Source organism: Pseudomonas sp. PDM30 (genome assembly GCF_019218985.1).
GTDB classification, from domain to species: Bacteria; Pseudomonadota; Gammaproteobacteria; order Pseudomonadales; family Pseudomonadaceae; genus Aquipseudomonas; species Aquipseudomonas jessenii.
This window is the reverse complement of sequence record NZ_JAHUWM010000002.1, coordinates 180,501-195,536: the sequence shown is the minus strand read 5'-3', so window position 1 is coordinate 195,536 and position 15,036 is coordinate 180,501. Positions and strand designations below refer to the sequence as shown.

Genomic DNA, 15,036 nt, shown 5'->3' with positions numbered 1-15,036 from the left:
AACCGATGCGCGCTTTACTTGTGCTGTTCAGCTTGATGGTGTCGATGTCACTATCTGCCGCCGAAAAACTTCAGGTGGTCACCAGCTTCAGCATCCTTGCCGACATGACCCGGCAGGTTGGCAAGGATCATATCCAGATCACCAACATGGTCGGCCCGGACGCGGATGCCCACACCTACGAGCCGACACCGGACGATGCCAAAGCGCTGCTCAAGGCCAGGCTCATCATCAAGAACGGCCTGGGTTTCGAGCCCTGGCTGGATCGCCTGGTGACGAGTACGGAGACTCGGGCGGCGGTCATCAGCGCAAGCCACGGTGTCATACCCCGTAGCCTGGATGAAGACGGTAAAACCGTTCCCGACCCGCACGCCTGGCATAACCTGGCGAACACCGAGCTGTACATCACCAACATCACCAAAGCGCTGATCGCCGCTGACCCAGCGAACACCGCCGACTATGAGCGCAACAGCAAGCTGTACCTGAAACAGGTCTACGCCCTGCTCGCCGAAGCCAAGGCCAAACTCGGCTCACTGCCACCGGGCAACCGCAAGGTCGTGACGTCCCATGATGCCTTCGGTTATCTCGGCCAAGCCTACGGCATCGAGTTCATGGCGCCTCAAGGCCTGTCCACCGAGCGCGAGCCTTCAGCCGCCGAAGTGGCCGCACTGATTACCCAGATTCGTCAGGCCAAGGTCAAGGCGGTGTTCATGGAAAACATCAAGGACGCCCGCCTGCTCAAGCAGATCGCGGATGAAAGCGGCGCTCAGATCGGCGGCACGCTGTACTCCGATGCCCTGGCGGCGAGTGGTCCGGCCAGCACCTTCACAGGGTTGTTCGAGTACAACCTCAACACCCTTTACAACGCGTTGAGCAAGCCATGATCCGCAAGAACCCCTCTGGAGATTTACCGCTGATTGCCGAATCGGCCTACGTCGACAAGACGGCAATCATCTGCGGCAAAGTGGTGATCGGGGAGAACGTGTTCGTCGGCCCCTACGCGGTGATACGTGCTGACGAAGTCGATGACTCGGGCGACATGCAGCCGATCACCATCGGCGCCAACTCGAACATCCAGGACGGCGTGGTGATCCACTCCAAATCCGGTGCGGCGGTGACCATCGGCGAATTCAGTTCCATCGCCCACCGATCGATCGTGCATGGCCCCTGCACCGTGGGCAATCGAGTGTTCATCGGCTTCAACAGCGTGCTGTTCAACTGCGTGGTCGGTGACGGTTGCGTGGTGCGGCACAACTCGGTGGTCGATGGTCGTGACCTGCCTGAAGCTTTCTACGTACCTTCCACCACGCGGATCGGCCCAAACACCGACCTCTCGCAATACCCGCCGGTGAGCGTCAGTGCTTCGGAATTTTCCGAAGATGTGGCGCGCACCAACGTCGACTTGGTACGCGGCTACAAAGCCCTGCAAAACGAGTTCTGAGCATGAGTAGCGTGCTGATTCGCAATGCCCGCGTTGCAGGAACCGGTCGCGGAACAGATTTTGCCGATCAGCACACTGGCGGCCAGAACCAGCCATCGTGTCAGGACAAATTGCCTGGCACGACAAACGTCTTAATGAAGCACCCCTACGGTTTATGCGATAACGCTCGTTAGAAGCACCAGAGTACGCCGACCATGATCCAGATCACCCTGCCCGATGGTTCATTGCGTGAGTACGACCAGCCGCTGTCCGTGCACGAGGTGGCCGCCAGCATCGGCCCCGAACTGGCCATCGCGGCCGTAGCGGGAAGGGTCAATGGTGTACTGGTGGACTGCGAATACCTTATCGAGGCGGATGCCCGGGTCAGCATTGTCACCCCCCGGGAGCCGGACGGCCTGGAGATCCTGCGTCGCTCCTGTGCATTGATGCTGGCCATGGCGGTCAAGCAACTCCACCCTCATGCGCAATTGCGTGCGGGAAAGGAACTGGGTGACGGTTTCTATTACGAGTTTGCAGTCGAGCAACCGCTGACCCCCGCAGACCTGCCTCTAATCGAAGCGCGCATGCAGTCATTGGCAGCAACCAATCACTCGATCCGTCGTCGGCCGGCGCGCGAAGCCGTGTCGCTGTACCGTCTGGGGGACGCCGAGTACCAGAGCCATGGACCGCACGTCCCAACCACCAAAGTCTTGCAGGCGTTTGCCCTCGATCACATCAGCGGCACGTTGCAACAACGGATCTACGGCACCTGCTGGTCCAGCCATCAGGAGCTGCAACACTGGCGCGTTCCACCCCATGTGGTCGTCGTGAGCATGGATGAACGCCAGGCGACTTATGCACAAGCGGTGACCGAGTCCTTGCGCCAAAAAGGCGTGCATGCAAAGGCCGACCTGCGAAACGAAAAGGTCCGCTACAAGATTCGCCAGCACAGCCAGACCGTGCCGTTCCTGGTCGTGGTTGGCGAAATGGAACAGGCTGGGGGGTTCGTCAGTGTGCGCAGTCGCACGGGGGAGGATTTTGGCCGGATGGCTGTCGAGGCGGCGTGTGAGTGGTTAAGTCGGCCGGGGATTCAGGGCGGCTGAACGGACGCTTTCGCGAGCAGGCTCGCTCCCACAGGGGATTTGTGTTCGACACATAACCAAGGTGAGAGCGAGCCTGTTCGCGAAGCTTTTTAAGCTCTTGGCTTCACCGTGCCACAATCCTGCCCCAACCAGACGGCGCGGGATTCGAGGCTGCCCTTCTGCTGAATGCCGGTGGCGTTGAACGTCCCGTTGACCTTGGTGGTGAATTCGCGATCACTGAGGAACGTCGCCACGCCGGCTCCCTGGGCTTTCGGGCAGCTGAAACGGAATTTCCACTGATTGCCGGAGCGGTCGGTGATTTCCTGTTTGCAGCCCGACTGCGGATCGGTCAGCGGAATGTTGTCGGTCTTGACCTGTTCAGGGGTCAGGCACGCCCGGATCCCTTTGCCGCCCATGGTGATGCCCTGCTTTTCCAGCTGCGCACGCTGCTCGGGAGTCATCTGGTTCTGGATCTGGCCGAGGATCAATTGCAGGTCCGGCATATTCTGCTCGTCGACCTTCATGTTGCTCGTGGTCAGCTCCCACAATCCTGGTTGCAGCATTTGCGCGTGAGCCGCCACAGGAAGTGCCAAACCCAGTGCCATGGCCAAACCCAGCAGACGAACGTTCATCGAGTAACTCCTGATCAGTAGTGGCCGTTAGACGTCAGCCGCGGGCTTCGGTTCATGGTCGAATTAATTAGCGACATTCTGCACGGAACATGGTCTGTTAAGCACTGAATCTTCAGGAGCAAGGCAGCCCCCATGGATTACTTCGGACCACATATTTTCGGTTATACCATCGCCCTGTTGCACTCGTTGGGCATGATTGCGGCCATACACGCCGTGTTGACCGTCCGTACCGCCCAAGGCTCGATCGCCTGGGCCCTGTCGCTGTTTTTCATCCCTTACCTGACGCTGATCCCTTACCTGATGTTCGGCCGCAGCACCTTTGATGGCTACATCAAGGCCCGGCGGCAGGCCAACGACGAGATGCGCAAGGCTGTTTCCGAACTCAACTGGCGACCCTGGGTAGAAGAAGCCCTCACCGCCCGCGCTTCGTCTGCCTACGCCTCACTCAGAGCGATGCCCAAGCTCGGACACATGCCCTGCCTGGCCAATAACCAGATGCGGTTGCTGATCAACGGCCAGTCGACGTTCGAGGCCATTTTCGATGCCATCGGCCAGGCGAAAGAGGCCGTGCTGATCCAGTTTTTCATCGTCCACGACGACCGTCTCGGTCAACGCCTGCAGACTTTGCTGTTGAAGAAAGCCGCCGAAGGCGTAGCGATCTATCTGTTGTATGACCGAATCGGCAGCCATTCCCTACCCAACGGCTACGTGCAGGCCTTGCGTGATGGCGGGGTCGAGGTCAAGGCTTTTGGCCCTCGTAATGGCTGGTTCAATCGCTTTCAGGTGAACTTCCGTAACCATCGCAAAATTGTGGTGGTGGACGGCATTCTCGGCTTCGTTGGCGGGCACAACGTCGGTGATGAATACATGGGCGAGAAACCGCCCCTGGCCCCTTGGCGCGATACCCACGTGCAAGTGCGCGGGCCAGTGGTGGCGTGCATGCAGGAGTCTTTCGCTGAAGACTGGTTCTGGGTGGCTCATGCCCTGCCGCCACTGATCCTGCCCGAGGTTTATCCGGAAGACGGCGTGCTGTGCCAGTTGCTCGCCAGCGGGCCGGCAGACGCCTACGAAACCTGTTCTCTGTTCTTTGTCGAAGCGATCCATGCAGCGACGGAACGAATCTGGATCACCAGCCCGTACTTCATCCCCGATGAAGCCGTATTCGCAGCGTTGCGTCTGGCGGTCCTGCGGGGTGTGGATGTGCGGCTGCTGTTGCCGTCTCGACCCGACCATCGAATCGTCTACGCCGCCTCCAGCCTCTACGCCTTCGAAGCCGTGCGCGCCGGTGTTCGGGTGTTCCGTTACGAGCCCGGTTTCCTGCACCAGAAAGTGGTGTTGATCGACTACGAAATCAGCGCCATCGGCAGCGCCAACCTGGACAACCGTTCGTTCCGGCTGAATTTCGAAGTGATGTTGCTGACCGTCGACAGCGCCTTTGCCGCAGAGGTGGAACAGATGCTCAACGATGATTTCGCCAACGCCCACGAAATCGCCAAAGGAGAAGGCCGGGAGACTCACCGCCTGCAGCAGGTCGGCATGCGGGTCGCCCGGCTTATTTCGCCGGTTCTCTAGAGGTAGATATCGTCACGGGTCCATGGCAGTTCATGACTGCCATCGGCGTGGGCCTTCACCGCGAGAATCTGGTGCAGGTTGATCCAGCCCCGGGCAAACGCGTAAGCGCAACCGGCCAGGTACAGTCGCCAGATACGCAGGGCTTGTTCCGGTACGAGTCTGGAGGCCGCTTCGAGGTTGTCTTCCAGGCGTTCGCTCCAGTGATCGAGCGTACGTGCGTAGTGCAGACGCAAGCTCTCGACGTCGACGATTTCCAGCCCTGCCTCACTGATCTCGGCAGAGATCATCGACAGGTGCGGCAGCTCGCCGTTGGGGAACACATATTTTCCAATGAATTCACCGGCACCGCGTCCCACCGGACGGCCATCGGTGTATTTGGCGGTGATCCCGTGGTTCATCACCAGGCCACCGTCTTTCACCGCGCCGAACAGGGTCTTGCAGTACTCGGCAAGATTGGCGTGACCGACGTGTTCGAACATGCCGACGCTGACAACCTTGTCGAAACGGCCATCCTGCGGCAGATCGCGATAGTCGAGCAGTTGCAGTTCGACCAGGTCCTCCAGGCCCTCCGCTTTTACGCGCTCCCGGGCCAGGGCCAACTGCTCCTTGCTGAGGGTGATACCGAACACTTTCGCGCCAAATTCTCGCGCAGCAAAACGCGCCAATCCGCCCCAACCACAACCCACATCCAGCAGATACTCGCCGGGCTGCAGGCGCAGCTTGCGACACAAATGACGGAACTTGGCTTGTTGGGCTTGTTCCAGGGATTCGCTGCCGGTCTCGAAATAGGCGCAGGAATATGCCATGTCGCTGTCGAGCCACAGCTGATAGAACGCGTTGGAAAGGTCGTAGTGGTAGGAAATCGCCTTGGCGTCCATCTCTTTGTCGTGGGCGTTACGAACCGGCTGATTGTCGTCGCCTTCATCCAGCAACGCCTGGCTCCATTCATCGCAGACGCGGATCACATCGCTGATGGAGCCTTCAAGCTCAAGTTTGCCTTCGACAAATGCAGCACCAAGGGCGTCCAGGCTTGGATGGGTAAACTGGGTGACCATTTGTGGGTCCTTGACCACAATCGTGACACTGGGCGTCGGCCCCAGATTGAATTCATGGCCATCCCAGAGTCTCAGGCGAAGCGGCAATTGCAGATTCTGTAAGGCCGGTGGAAGATGCGCGAGCATGGAGAAGCCCCCTTGTTTCAGACGTCTAAACAGAGGGTAGACCATCTTTGAAAAATAGCTGGCTATCGAATTAATAGCCGTTTTCAATGATTCGCGACGCCAGAACCGGCCGCCGCGAACGCACAAAATGATGTGCCCTCATCTTCAAAGACTACGAACCGGGCGCACAGTTCTAAAAAGTTGAAGCCCCGTGATTACCCGGTTTAGAGAATTCGCCTTCAGGCTTCATCCTTGAGCTTGAGCAGTGGCTCCTGGAACCGCAGCAAACGACCGGCATTGCCCAACACCAGCAAGGTGCTGAGGTTGTGCAGCAACGCCGCAATCATCGCCCCGGCAGCGCCAAGCCAGCCGAACGCGGCGAAGGCCACGATCGCCAGGGTCCAACCTAGCCCGATGATCACATTCACCTGTAACGTCTGGCGGCACTGACGACTCAGGCGCACGCAAGTACCGAGGCGGCGCAGGTCACTGCCGATCAGCACGATATCCGCCGATGCCAGGGCGATGTCCGCACCGCCCGCGCCCATGGCGACACCCACCACGCCAGCCTTGAGGGCCAGGGAATCGTTGATCCCATCGCCGACCACCATCGGCCGGAAACCGCTGTCGATTTCCTTGAGCACACGCTTCAGTTTGTCTTCGGGCAGGGCCTGCGCTTCGACATCACTGATCCCGACCTCCCGGGCGAGCGTTTGTGCGACGCTGTGCCGGTCACCGGTGAGCAACACCTGGCGACCCAACCCGAGGTCGCGCAACTCACCCAAGGCAAATTGCGCCTCGGGTTTGACGCTGTCGGCCAACAACAACCAGGCGAGAAATTCACCGTTGAGCGCCAGCCCGGCAATCGGACCGTCGTGATCGGGAACCTCCGTTGTACTGATGCCCAATTGCGCGAACAGCTCCGGCCGGCCGAGCGCCGCTTCGCCCTGCCCGGTCATCGCCACCACGCCCAGGCCCTGGCGCTCATGGATGTCAGTAAGCAGCAGGAAATGCTCCTGGGTCACCAACCCCGCCAGCGCACGGCTGACCGGGTGACTGCTGGCCGAACCTAGGCTGGCAGCCAGTTTCAGGACATGGCTGCGATCCTCAAGCGGACTGTCAATGGATTGCAGGCGCAAGGTGCCGAAGGTCAGCGTCCCGGTCTTGTCGACCACCAGCGAAGTCAGGTCCGCCAACTCTTCAAGGAACGCAGAACTGCGAATCAGAATCCCGTGGCGTGCCGCTACCGCAACCCCGGCAATCGCCGTGGCCGGCGCCGACAACACCAGCGCACAAGGACAGGCCGCCACCAACACCGCAAGCATCGCTTGAGCGTTGTTGGTGATGAACCAGGTCACCGCCGCCAGCAGCAACACCAGCACCATATAGCTGCCCGCGTAACGCTCCAGCAGACGAGTGATCGGCGGTTTCGAGCGCTCGGCGTTTTGCATCAGGGCGATGACTTTGCCGAGGGTCGATTCCTGGCCGGTGCGGGTCACTTCGATCCGTAGCAGACCGTCGAGGTTGATCGCGCCGCCGAACACCGACATGCCGACGCCCGCCTCCATCGGTACCGATTCGCCGGTAATGGAGGCGGTGTCCAGGCTGGCCTGGCCGGACAACACCCGGCCATCTGCGGGCACCCTGTCCCCGGCACGTACCTCGACCAGGTCGCCCGCCTTGAGCGTGCCGTTGTCGACTTCGATGATGGAGCCGTCCGCCTGAACCTTGCGTGCGTGGCTGCGGGTCAGTTTGCCGAGGGCATGAATCGCCTCCTGGGAACCGATCACGCTACGCTCTTCCAGCACGTGGCCAAAGATCATGATGATCGGCAACAGGGCCGCCGTCAGCAGATCCCCGGTGGCCCAGGCACCCAGCATGGCCAGGGCGATCAATTGATCGGTGATGCCGTGCAGGCTTGGATAACGCAGGCTGTACCAGGCTGAACGCATGACCGGAACGGCGACCAGCAACGAAGCAAAACCCAGCAGCAGTTGACTGACACCAGTCTGCTCCGGCGCCAGCCAACGCCAGATCAAGCCCAGCGCGAGCAGGCCCAACGCGAGCATGGCCAGGGTCAACTGGCGCGCGGCGCGGCGCTGTTCGGCCGATGACAACAGGCTCGGTACGGCGGCGGTTTGAGCGGTCATTGTGCAGCTCCCTGAATGATCAGGCGGGAATCGTCTTTAGGGTCGACCGTCGTGACGGAGCCGGCCTGGCCGAGGATCTTCGGCATCCGCTCGCGATAGATGCGCAGCAGCATTTGCGGGTCAGTCCCCTGCTGCTGAGCCTTGGCCAGGCTCAATACTGTGGCGGTATCTGCCGAGGCTTTGGCCAGTCGTTCGCTCGCCTGGGCATGGGCCACTTGCAGCGTACGGTCGGCTTGCTCGTTGGCGGTCTGCGTCAACCTCTCGGCTTCGGTGCGCGCATTGGCGACGGCCTTATCGGCTTGCTGGCTGGCCGTCAGTACCGCGTTGAAAGCGTTCACCGCAGGGCTGGGCAGACTCGATTGCACATCGACCCGCGCCACTTCGATCCCCAAGCCCTGCCCCGTTGCGGTGAGTTCGGCCAGCCGTTGATTGATACCCTGCACCAGATCGCCACGCAAGCGCTCGCGCCGTTCCGCCGCCTGGCTATCAGCGCCGATCAATTCCGGGCGAGCGACCAGGATAGTGTCCAGATCCCGTGCGGCCGTGAGCGCGACCGCACTGCGGGTCACCAGACGATCCAGTGCCGGCAACACGTGTTCGCCTTGAAGCACGAATGCATAGGGCTCGGTGACTTTGTAGAAAACCCGCACATCGAGTTGCACCACTCCGGCATCCCCCGTTAACAAATAGCCGGAACCTGCGAGGGCATCGCTGATGGGTGTGGCAAAACTGGCCACGCGATCTGCCTGCATCGCGGCACCACTGCGCAACAAGCCTTCCACTCGGCGCTCGATCACCCGATCCGCCGCCGGCAACAAAATCACCTGCTCGAACGGTTGCGGCCAGGCCAATAACAATCCGGCATTCTGAATGCGATCCAGCGCGCCGAAATGCAAAACCACCGCGCGATTCTGCGGATCAATCTGCCGCACATTGGAAAACGCCCACGCCAATGCCGCCAACACCGTCACCGCGTAGAGGGCGAGAAACGCCAAGCGCCCGGCCTGAATCCAGGGACTGCTCAACTCATTTGTTCCACGTGGAACCAAACTCATGGCTGCGATCCGGACTTGTTGTCGAGGCTCGGCGGACCGTCAACCAAGACCCGGAACGGTGCGGCGTCGGTACGCAGAATCAGCTTGGTTCCTGGCGTCACCACCGTGCCCAAGGTGTCGAGCGAGCGCAGCAGGTTGTAGAGCTGCGGCGATTGCGCGTAGGCGCGGCCATAAATCTGCGCCGCTTCGACGCGCGATTGCGCTTCGATATCTGCTGCTTTCACTGTGGCATCGGCCTGCACAATTCGCGCATCACGCTCGGCGGCGGAACGAATTTGCGCGGCTTCACGCTTGCCGATGGCCGTGCGCTCAGTAGCGATGGTTTCGCGCTCGGCACGCATCCGGTCGACTGTCGCGGTGAGCGTCACCGAAGGCAGCGTCAATCGCTCGATACCGACCTGCAACACGCGCACACCATAAGTGGTGAGCAACTGCTGATCTATTTGCTTGCGCAGTTGTGTTTCGAAATCGGCGATGCGTACCTGGCTGGCATCTGTATTGACCAGGTTCGCCAGATCAAAACTGCTGGCGGTGGTTTCCAGCGCGGAGCCGACAAAGGTGCGAATCTGCCGCGCGGCTTCATCGGGCTGGTTCTGCACCGCGCGCATGAAACGTTGCACATTGTCCGGATCGCCCTGCACCTGCCACGCCACGTAGGCCTGAACGATGATGCGCAGACCGTCCCGTGTGCCGACATCCTGCAAACCGCTGGACGTGGTACGCAGCCGCAGATCCACAGGGATCGCTGCTTCGAACGGTGCCGGCCAGCGCCAGCCCAGTCCCGGCTCCAGCAAGACCCGTGAGGGGTTGCCGAAGCGCGTGATCACCGTGGCCTCACCCGAGCGCACCTGCACCAGGCTCGCGGCAGCGACCGCAAACGCCACCAGCAATGCCGCCCACCCCATCCGACGCCATGGGAATGGACCGGCCTCCTGCGGATCGCCGTGATGATGATGGCCGTGGTGATGGTGCCCGCCATGGCCGTGATCGTGGCCGCCGTGGTCATCGTGATCGTGATCGTGAGTATGGGACTGGCTCAATTGGCAGCTCCTGGCTGAGCGGTTTTACGCGACGGCGCAGGGTCAACCGGCAGCGCGAACGTACGGAGGTCGATGGTCGGCGCATTGCTGCTGCCACCCAGACGATGATCGAGAACCAGCAATCTGGCGTTGGCCAAACCCTGGGACAACTGACTGAAATACTGTTCCAGCACAAAGGCCTGACCGGCGCTGGCATAGGCTTTTTGTTCGGCGTTGAATTTCAGGTCCGCTGCCTGGGCGCCAGCATTGATTTCGCGGGCGCTGGCCGTCGCCTGATCGCGGGCGATGCTGGCTTGCAACTGCGCCTGATTGGTAGCTTCGGCAGCGGCACCACGTTCACGGGCGATCAAGGCTTGCGCGCCAATCTGCGCCGCTTGCACGCCGTGATAGGCGTTGGCTGCACCGGCCGGGGGGTGAATCGCCTCGACCACCGTGGCGAGAATTTCCACGCCGCTGTCGAGTTTTTGCAGGTCCACCTGAACCGCGCGGCCGATCTCTTCAGCCAGCCCTACCCTGTCCTCGCCAAGCAATCCGTCGAGAGTGCGCGAGGCGAAGTCGTGAACCAGGATTCGGCTGGCGGTGCTGCGAATCAACATCGGTACATCGGCACTGTTATAGGTCGCGGCCAACGCCGCCTCATCGCTCAAACCAATGCGATAGACGAAACGCACGTCCATGTTGACGATCTGAAAGCTCTGCTTGTCGGCTCGGCTGCTGGCGATCACCTGGGACTTGTCGTTCACATGGCTGGCGTCCCACAGACGATTGGCAACTGCCGGGGCCGGGCCTTCGGCGGGGTCGGCCTGAGCGGGGGCCGAGGATTCGCCGACACTGGTGGCCAACTCGTGTACCACGCCATTCTCGACGCTCAACACCCGGCCCAATGGCCAAGGCAATCCCATATGCAAACCCGGGCCAAACACCTCCACTGGCTTACCGAATCGTTCATAGATGCCACGCTCTTGCAGGGCAATTTCGTGAATGCCCGTCAGCGACCAGCCAACAAGTGCAACCACCGCCAACACCGGCAGGAAGGCCCGACGCATGTAAGTGAAGGCCCAGATCTGCCGCAGGTCGATGCCGAAGCGGTTATGCAATTCGTGCTGCAACGCCAGCAATGGCTGTGGTGGCCAGCGCAACATGTCAGCGATAAAACTGCGCGCCAGTAGCTCTGGCTCAAGACGTTCACGGCGCGGGCTGAACAATGACAACACCGCGCGCAGCAACAGTTCTGCCGCCACCAGCCCCGGCAGCAGTCCAATCAACACCGCCAGGCGTACGGGCCATACCGAGGTTTCATCGGCAAACAACAGGCAAAAAGCACCGAGTGCCAGGCTGATGATCACCACACGGATCAATTGCGCCAACGTAGCGGCTTCAGGCCATTGCGCGGTGTTTTCCTGCGCCAGATGACGCTCCATCACCAACAGGCCGAACGCCAACAGCAAGAAGCACGCTGCCCCGACAGTGGCTGCCAGCCCCAGCGCTGCCGGGGGCAATGTGAGGTTCCAGGCCTGTTCGACGCCCAATACCGCCAACAATGCCCAGCTACCAAGCCACAGCGTTGGCGCGCCGATTTGCCCGAGCAGGTGCTGCGATTGCAGGCTGATCCGGTCCAGCAAACGCTCATACCACCCCGAAGGCGCGACAGACTCGTCGACAACAAATGGCACTGCGGGATTCATGGCGCGGGCACGCCACTGGGTTATCCACCAGGCCGATTGCAAACCGGCCATCAACACCACAGACGCCGCGCTCAGGTTCTGCAGCAACGCCGGCCACAGTGTTTGCGAAGAAAACAGCCCGGCAAAAAACGCCAGCAGCACACCTACCGTCGCGAGCACGCCCGCACCGATGGCGAACTGGCGCAAACGCCGCCCTTGAATGAACGCCTGCTGAAAGCGCGGCAACCCGGCTAACGGCGTTTCATCAACATCGAGATCGACTTGCATACCACCCCAGAATGTCTTCGCTTGCATGGCAATTCGTTACGATATAACGAAAATGGTGAAATTTTCGTACTCGAGCGCGCTATCTAAAGATGCCCAACCTGTCACTTGGCTGAAGCCTTGACCGAAATGCGACAGAACGCACATATTACGTTCGTAATTTTACTCAGGAACTACTTTTACCCATCCCTTCCCCATTCGATCCAGGAGTACATCCATGAGCACTTATGACGTCGTGATACTCGGCGGTGGCCCCGGCGGTTACAACGCGGCGATCCGCGCCGGACAACTGGGTCTGAAAGCTGCCTGCGTGGAAGGACGCGCCACACTCGGCGGCACCTGCCTGAACGTCGGTTGCATGCCATCCAAGGCGTTGCTGCATGCCTCCGAACTGTACGACGCGGCCAAGGGCGCGGAATTCGCCAATCTGGGGATCGAAGTCAAACCCGTGCTCAACCTCAACCAGATGATGAAGCAAAAGGATGAAAGCGTTACCGGGCTGACCAAGGGCATCGAGTTTCTTTTCCGCAAGAACAAGGTCGACTGGATCAGAGGCTGGGGCCACATCGACGGGCCGGGCAAAGTCACGGTGACCGATAGCGCCGGCGGCAAGACCGAACTGAGTGCCAGGGACATCATCATCGCCACCGGTTCCGAGCCTACGCCCCTGCCCGGCGTGGATATCGATAACAAACGCATCCTCGACTCCACCGGTGCCCTGGCGCTGACCGAGGTGCCCAAGCATCTGGTAGTGATCGGCGCCGGCGTGATCGGCCTGGAGCTGGGTTCGGTCTGGCGACGCCTTGGGGCACAGGTAACGGTGGTCGAGTTTCTCGACCGGATCTGCCCCGGTGTGGACATCGAAGCCGGCAAAACCCTGCAGCGCTCCCTGAGCAAACAAGGCTTGAGTTTCAAATTGAGTTCAAAAGTGACCAGCGCCACCTCCTCCGCCACCGGCGTGCAGCTCAGCATCGAGCCTGCCGCAGGCGGTGCCGCCGAGCTACTGGAAGCGGATTACGTATTGGTGGCCATCGGGCGCCGACCTTATACACAGGGCCTGGGCCTGGAGAACGTCGGCCTCGCCACGGACAAGCGCGGCATGCTCGCCAACAAAGGACATCGCACCGAAGCCGCCGGGATCTGGGTGATTGGTGACGTGACCTCCGGCCCCATGCTCGCCCACAAGGCCGAGGACGAAGCCATGGCCTGCGTCGAGCAGATGGTCGGCAAGGCTGGCGAGGTCAATTACAACCTGATCCCCAGTGTGGTCTACACCAAACCGGAGCTGGCCAGCGTCGGCAAAACCGAAGAGCAGCTCAAGGCTGAAGGTCGGGCGTACAAGGTCGGCAAGTTTCCCTTTACCGCCAACAGCCGGGCGAAGATCAACCACGAGACCGAAGGCTTCGCCAAAGTGCTGGCCGATGAACGCACGGACGAAGTCCTCGGCGTGCATCTGGTTGGTCCGAGCGTCAGTGAAATGATTGGCGAGTATTGCGTGGCCATGGAGTTCAGCGCCTCGGCCGAGGACATCGCCCTGACCTGCCATCCACACCCGACTCGCTCCGAGGCCTTGCGCCAGGCGGCGATGAATGTGGAGGGGATGGCGACGCAGATGTAAGACCCAGAGGACTTGGGTGACAGATCGATCGCCTTCGCGAGCAGGCTCGCTCCCACATGGTTTGCGCTGTACCTGTGGGAGCGAGCTTGCTCGCGATGGCAGGCAACTCGGTCTACAGCGGCAAATGCTCCAACGGCAACGCCCCCGGCGCCTTCACCGTGTGAATCGCAAAGTTGCTGCGGATGTCGCTCACACCCGGCAACTTCAGCAAACGCCCGGTGAGAAACCGGTCATAGGCACGCAAGTCCGGCACCACTACCTGCAGCAGAAAATCCGACTCTCCCGACACCAGAAACGCCGAAATCACCTCCGGCAATGCCGTCACCGCCAGGCGGAAGGCTTCTGCTTGCTCATCGTTATGACGCTCGACCTTGACCCCGACAAACACCGTCAGCCCCAACCCCACTTCGTCGCGATCCAGATTGGCCTGGTAGCCGCGAATCACCCCCGCCTCTTCAAGCATCCGAACCCGGCGCAAGCAAGGCGATGCCGACAGGCCGATCTCGTCTGCCAGTTGCACATTGCTCAAGCGGCCATCCCGTTGCAGTGCGGCGAGAATCTTGCGGTCGTAGGCGTCGAGTTTCATGGTTTGGCAGATCCTGATGGTTCAATCTTGATTAAGTGGCAGATTATGCCAATACATGACCCGATAGAAGCTGACAACGCAAGCACCTGCCCCGCCCTTCAGCCCTAGACTGGCACGACCAAATCGACAACGAATGGGGTGCAACATGCAAGGTCTCTGGCTGTTTTTCATGGCACTAGCGGTGGTCTACCTGTTGCCGGGGCCCGACATGATCCTGCTGTTGCAGACCGGTGCCCGCCAAGGCAAAGGCGCTGCGCTGGCCACGGCCGTGGGCCTGGGCATTGCCCGGGGTTGCCATGTGGCATTGGCGGCGCTGGGGCTGGCGGCACTGTTCAAGGCAGCACCCTGGACCTTCGACGTGGTACGCCTGGCCGGTGCCGCGTACCTGCTGTGGATCGGCATTCAGTGCCTGCGAACCACGATGCTGCCGAGCCTCACCAGCGCCGACACAACCGGCGAAAAACCGCGCTGGGGCGCAGCCATCCGACGCGGACTGCTGACCAACCTGCTCAATCCCAAGGCACTGCTGTTCTGCTCGGTGCTGCTACCGCAATTCATCGACCCACAGTCTGGGCCGGTGCTCGGGCAATTTGCGACCTTGGGCGTGGTGCTGGTTAGTGTCGGGTTGCTGTTCGACAGCGCATACGCCCTGGTCGGCGCCGCACTCGGCCGTTGGCTGCAAAGCAGCCCCTCAGCCCAGCGCCTGCAACAATGGTTGTTCGGCAGCCTGTTGATCGGTTTCGCTGTGCGGCTGACCTTTGTGCAACAGGCTTGA

At 60.9% G+C, this 15,036-nt stretch carries 13 protein-coding genes; 6 read left to right on the top strand and 7 right to left on the bottom strand.

All coding sequences use genetic code 11. The features are described from left to right. Window positions 1-5 precede the first annotated feature (5 nt). The 3 genes from KW840_RS04875 to KW840_RS04865 all read left to right on the top strand — a co-directional run bounded on the left by KW840_RS04875 (window position 6) and on the right by KW840_RS04865 (window position 2,520). Complete coding sequence (locus tag KW840_RS04875) at window positions 6-881, top strand: metal ABC transporter substrate-binding protein (RefSeq protein WP_218494590.1); 876 nt, start codon at window positions 6-8, stop codon at window positions 879-881. After that, window positions 878-1,438, top strand: coding sequence for a carbonate dehydratase (locus KW840_RS04870; RefSeq protein ID WP_057712685.1), 561 nt, complete (start codon window positions 878-880; stop codon window positions 1,436-1,438). The genes KW840_RS04875 and KW840_RS04870 overlap by 4 nt, the downstream gene beginning before the upstream one ends. Window positions 1,439-1,632: 194 nt before the next feature. After that, window positions 1,633-2,520, top strand: a complete 888-nt coding sequence (locus KW840_RS04865) for a His/Gly/Thr/Pro-type tRNA ligase C-terminal domain-containing protein (protein ID WP_057712684.1) — start codon at window positions 1,633-1,635, stop codon at window positions 2,518-2,520. An 89-nt stretch (window positions 2,521-2,609) separates the two neighbouring features. Here the strand turns inward: KW840_RS04865 and KW840_RS04860 are convergent, their stop codons facing one another. Continuing rightward, window positions 2,610-3,131: a DUF3617 domain-containing protein gene (locus KW840_RS04860; protein WP_057712683.1), complete on the bottom strand. Its 522-nt coding sequence runs from the start codon at window positions 3,129-3,131 to the stop codon at window positions 2,610-2,612. Window positions 3,132-3,263: 132 nt separating this feature from the next. On the opposite strand from KW840_RS04860, the gene cls reads away from it, so the two are divergent. Beyond that, window positions 3,264-4,703, top strand: a complete 1,440-nt coding sequence (gene cls, locus KW840_RS04855; RefSeq protein WP_093999533.1) for a cardiolipin synthase — start codon at window positions 3,264-3,266, stop codon at window positions 4,701-4,703. On the opposite strand, the gene cfaB is transcribed toward cls, so the two are convergent. The 5 genes from cfaB to hflK (KW840_RS04830) form a co-directional block, all read right to left on the bottom strand. Continuing rightward, window positions 4,700-5,884, bottom strand: a complete 1,185-nt coding sequence (gene cfaB, locus KW840_RS04850; RefSeq protein ID WP_057712681.1) for a C17 cyclopropane fatty acid synthase CfaB — start codon at window positions 5,882-5,884, stop codon at window positions 4,700-4,702. The genes cls and cfaB overlap by 4 nt on opposite strands. 218 nt (window positions 5,885-6,102) lie before the next feature. Continuing rightward, on the bottom strand, window positions 6,103-8,013 hold the full coding sequence (locus KW840_RS04845) for a cation-translocating P-type ATPase (protein WP_218494589.1): 1,911 nt from the start codon (window positions 8,011-8,013) through the stop codon (window positions 6,103-6,105). After that, the gene (hflK, locus tag KW840_RS04840) at window positions 8,010-9,068 is read right to left on the bottom strand and encodes a protease modulator HflK (protein WP_218494588.1); all 1,059 of its coding nucleotides are present in this window, start codon (window positions 9,066-9,068) and stop codon (window positions 8,010-8,012) included. Before hflK (KW840_RS04840) ends, KW840_RS04845 begins: the two co-directional genes overlap by 4 nt. Next, a complete protein-coding gene (gene hflC / locus KW840_RS04835; RefSeq protein WP_218494587.1) occupies window positions 9,065-10,108 on the bottom strand; it encodes a protease modulator HflC in 1,044 nt (347 codons plus the stop codon). The genes hflK (KW840_RS04840) and hflC overlap by 4 nt, the downstream gene beginning before the upstream one ends. Further along, complete coding sequence (hflK, locus tag KW840_RS04830) at window positions 10,105-12,060, bottom strand: protease modulator HflK (protein WP_218494808.1); 1,956 nt, start codon at window positions 12,058-12,060, stop codon at window positions 10,105-10,107. Before hflK (KW840_RS04830) ends, hflC begins: the two co-directional genes overlap by 4 nt. A gap of 214 nt (window positions 12,061-12,274) precedes the next feature. Between hflK (KW840_RS04830) and lpdA the strand changes: the two genes are divergently transcribed. Then, window positions 12,275-13,675 (top strand): dihydrolipoyl dehydrogenase, encoded by a 1,401-nt coding sequence (gene lpdA / locus KW840_RS04825; protein WP_218494586.1) that lies wholly within the window; start codon window positions 12,275-12,277, stop codon window positions 13,673-13,675. Window positions 13,676-13,787: 112 nt separating this feature from the next. Here lpdA and KW840_RS04820 read toward each other — a convergent pair whose 3' ends face one another. Further along, a complete protein-coding gene (locus tag KW840_RS04820; protein ID WP_007969928.1) occupies window positions 13,788-14,261 on the bottom strand; it encodes an Lrp/AsnC family transcriptional regulator in 474 nt (157 codons plus the stop codon). A 145-nt stretch (window positions 14,262-14,406) separates the two neighbouring features. Between KW840_RS04820 and KW840_RS04815 the strand changes: the two genes are divergently transcribed. After that, window positions 14,407-15,036, top strand: a complete 630-nt coding sequence (locus KW840_RS04815; protein ID WP_090452245.1) for a LysE family translocator — start codon at window positions 14,407-14,409, stop codon at window positions 15,034-15,036.